Raw genomic sequence first — 2,755 nt, forward strand, 5'->3', positions numbered from 1 at the left:
CCGGCGAGGGCCGCCGCTCCGGAAGGGCCGGGCATCGGCCGCGCACCGGTGTGGCGGGCGGCGGCCAGCGCGAGGCGGCGGGTCCGCTGCGCCACGTCGGTCGGCCGCTCCTCCGGGTCCTTGGCGAGCAGCCCGAGGACGAGCTCCTCCAGGGCGGCCGACAGCTCCGGGCGCCGACCGCGCAGCGGCTCCGGCGGGGTGTCGCGGTGGCCCACCAGGATGGCCCAGGGGTCCCCGAGGTCGAACGGCGGCGCGCCGGAAGCCAGTTCGTAGAGGACGCAGCCCAGGGAGTAGAGGTCGCTGCGGCGGTCGGCCGGGGTGCCCGAGATCTGCTCGGGGGACATGTAGTGGGGGGTGCCCATCGCCATGCCGGTGGTGGTGAGCTTGGTGGCGAGACCGATGTCGCGCGCCAGGCGGGCGATGCCGAAGTCGCAGATCTTGACCGAACCGTCGTCCAGCAGCATGACGTTGGCGGGCTTGAGGTCGCGGTGGATGATGCCCTGGCGGTGGGTGTGGTCCAGCGCCGCGGCCACCTGGGAGGCGATGTCCGCGATGTCCGGCTCGGGGAGCGGTTCGCGGTCGCGGCCGGCGAGGACCTCGCTGAGGTTGCGCCCCTCCAGCAGCTCCATGACGAGGAAGAGGACGCCGTCGTCCTCGCCGAAGTCGTGGACGACGGTGATACCGCGGTGCTGGAGCCCCGCGGCGACCCGGGCCTCCCGGCGGAAGCGCTCGCGGAGCCCCTTCAGCACCGGTTCCTCGTGGTGGTTGCCCAGTGGCTTGAGGCACTTCACCGCGACCCGGCGGTCCAGCGCCCGGTCCCGCGCGCGCCACACCTCGCCCATGCCGCCGCGGCCGATCTGCTCCAGGAGTTCGTACCGGCCCTGGATCAGGGTGCTCTCCGCCATCTGGTGTCTCTCGCCCCCGTGGGTCTGCCGTGGCGGCGGTCCGCCACGCCGGTTCCAGTATGGCGGGCGGCACCGACACGGGGAGCGCCGGACCGGGCACGCAGTGCATCGAGACCGGCGACGGCCGGGTGCGCGCCGCGCGGGCGGCGCGCCCGGCCCACCGGCGGTTTCACCCGGACGAGGAGCGGGGGTACGGCAGTTCGACGACGATGGTCGTCAGCGGGGGGTGGTGCGCGGCGCCGACGGCGGGTGGGCCTGCGTGGCGAGCACCGCCGCCTGGATACGGCGCTCCACGCCGAGCTTGGCGAGCATCCGGGAGATGTTGTTCTTGACCGTCTTCTCCGACAGGAAGAGCCGCCGCCCGATCTGCGCGTTGGTCAACCCCTCCCCCACCAGCTCCAGGATCTCGCGCTCCCGGGCGGTCAGCGCCTCCAACGCGTCCGGCCCGTCGTCGTCCGCGTCGGTGTCGCGCAGCGAGCTCATCAGCCGGGCGGTGGTCGCGGGGTCCAGCATCGAGCGGCCGGAGGCGACGGTGCGCACCGCCGTGACCAGGTCGGCGCCGCGTATCTCCTTCAGGACGTAGCCGGCCGCGCCCGCCATGATGGCGTCCAGCAGCGCCTCGTCGTCGTCGAAGGAGGTCAGCATCAGGCAGGCAAGCCCCGGCAGCGCGGAGCGCAGCTCGCGGCAGACGCGGATGCCGTCGCCGTCGGGCAGCCGGACGTCGAGGACCGCCACGTCCGGGCGGAGGGCGGGGCCGCGCGCCAGGGCCCGCTCCGCGCTGCCCGCCTCGCCGACGACCTCGATGCCGGGCTCGGCGTCGAAGAGGTCCCGCAGGCCGCGCCGCACCACCTCGTGGTCGTCCACCAGCAGGAGCCGGATCGGGCCGCCGCTCCCGTCACCGTGCTCGCTCATGACCCCTCCCTACGGGCCCGCACCCTGCGGCCCGGCCCCATCATCCCCCGCTGTCCCGCACCCGCGCACGGGGCCGCCCGGCCCCCTCACAAGGCCGGGCGGACCGGGTGGGGGCTTCCCACCGCACGGCGTGGGCCGCGGCGCCTCGGACGCCGCGGCCCTGCCGACCGTCGTCGGGTCAGCGCAGCCAGGGGAACCGTCGTACCAGGGGCACCTCCTCCCAGCGGCGGCCGAGCCCCGCGTGGTGACCGGCGGCGGTCGCCGCGAGGACCACCAGGACCGCCACGTAGAGGAGGTGGTAGTCGACCAGCGGGTTGGTCGACATCGACGGGGTGCCGTCGGCGAGTTCACGGGCCGGCGGCCAGGCCGCCACCCACATCATGAGCATCATCAGCCCGCCGCCGAGCGCCGCCGGCCACAGCGCGACGCCGGCGAGGAGGGCGACGCCGACGGCCAGCAGGCCGCCCATGAAGAGGACGTCCACCAGGGTCGAGCCGGCCCAGGAGTTGAACACCCCGGCCATCGGACCGACGTCGACCGAGGCGAGGTACCCGCCGGCGGGTGAGCCCCCGTTGACCCAGGACCGCTCGCCCGGGGTCGCGTACCCGAGCCCGAACGCCTTGTCGGCGAAGGCCCACAGGAAGACGACGGCGGTCAGCAGCCGTGTCACTCCCAGGGCGGCGGCGGTGGAGCGCCGCCGGTCGGGCGGGACGGGCGCGACGTGCTGCCGGTCCTGCGGTGCCGCGGCGGGGCGTCGCGCTGCGGCGACTGCCGGTGCGCGGTCTCCGGTGGTCTGATGCGTGCTCATCCGGGCCTCCCTCGGGGGGACGGTGGTGTTCTCGACCCACGCACAGCGTCCCGCCGCCGCACCGGCGCGGGCAGCGTCCGCCCGGGGCCGGTCCGGGGGCCGGGCGGCCCGGGACGGCGGGGCCGCACGG

At 75.7% G+C, this 2,755-nt stretch carries 3 protein-coding genes; all 3 read right to left on the bottom strand.

Annotation, left to right across the window (positions count from 1 at the left end):
* Positions 1-905 (bottom strand): serine/threonine-protein kinase (locus HCN56_RS24900; protein ID WP_167974819.1); only part of this gene is annotated, 905 nt, incomplete at its 3' end.
* Between the two features lie 216 nt (positions 906-1,121).
* Positions 1,122-1,817, bottom strand: coding sequence for a response regulator (locus tag HCN56_RS24905; RefSeq protein ID WP_167974821.1), 696 nt, complete (start codon positions 1,815-1,817; stop codon positions 1,122-1,124).
* 178 nt (positions 1,818-1,995) lie between these two features.
* The gene (locus HCN56_RS24910; protein WP_209313169.1) at positions 1,996-2,625 is read right to left on the bottom strand and encodes a hypothetical protein; all 630 of its coding nucleotides are present in this window, start codon (positions 2,623-2,625) and stop codon (positions 1,996-1,998) included.
* Between the last annotated feature and the right edge of the window lie 130 nt (positions 2,626-2,755).

It is taken from the genome of Streptomyces lonarensis, from assembly GCF_012033735.1.
GTDB classification, from domain to species: Bacteria; Actinomycetota; Actinomycetes; order Streptomycetales; family Streptomycetaceae; genus Streptomyces; species Streptomyces lonarensis.